At 48.7% G+C, this 772-nt stretch carries 1 protein-coding gene; it reads right to left on the bottom strand.

All coding sequences use genetic code 11. The features are described from left to right. Positions 1–772 (bottom strand): hypothetical protein (locus tag ACFFU9_RS11050; RefSeq protein WP_379861500.1); only part of this gene is annotated, 772 nt, incomplete at both ends.

The following is a 772-nucleotide window of genomic DNA, read 5'->3' as shown; positions in this document are numbered from 1 at the left end:
TTTTCACCGCTCAAGCCTTCGGTCTCTATGTGCATGTAGACCGTATGCTTAAACCCGCTACGGTTTATCCTATTGCCTTTGCTGTCCGCCCAATAGGCTTTGGTGATTTTGGGCTGTATGGCGGTCAATAGCTTGCTTGTGTCCGTAGAGCCCGTTGGGTTGTTGGCGAAGGCTTCAACATACCACTTGCCTTCCTTTTCGGAGGTTCCTGTATAGCTGAATTCTCCATTCGCACCATTGGAAATGCTGTGTTTGTTTCCATCATCCGTAACTATAAAGTGTTTCTTGACGTCGCTTTTTTTACTATATATACACCATTGTACTTGTAGGTCGGCATCTTTAACAGCGTCATAGGGCATGGTAAATTCAGTGACCGTAAATTTTACTTGGTGCCGCTGTGACTTCGTTTCGCCCCGATAAAGCACGCTAATGGTGTCTTTGGAGGTGCTTATGGCCCTTACTTGGTTATGGCCGATCGTGTACCGGCCCGTGATCCGTTCTTGGGCTTTAGGGGTAAAGGCCTCTATTTTTACTGTTCCCACGCCCATGGGAGGGATGTGCAACGTTCCATTTAAAACGGTACACATGCCCGATATGTCATTTTTGTTATGGCTAACTTCCCAAGATAGCTTTGGGAGTGGCGCCCGGTCTGGAAACAGCAGGGGGACCTTTACGGTGGCAGCTTCTCCTGGGCGTACCCGCGTGCGCATTTGGCCGTCTACTTTTATGACGAGCGTTTTACTGGTATCGATACCCTGATCGGCGATGCTTA

It is taken from the genome of Mariniflexile ostreae (assembly GCF_042427585.1).
GTDB classification, from domain to species: Bacteria; Bacteroidota; Bacteroidia; order Flavobacteriales; family Flavobacteriaceae; genus Pseudalgibacter; species Pseudalgibacter ostreae.
The sequence above is the reverse complement of the archived record's forward strand: the minus strand, read 5'-3'. Positions and strand labels throughout refer to the sequence as shown.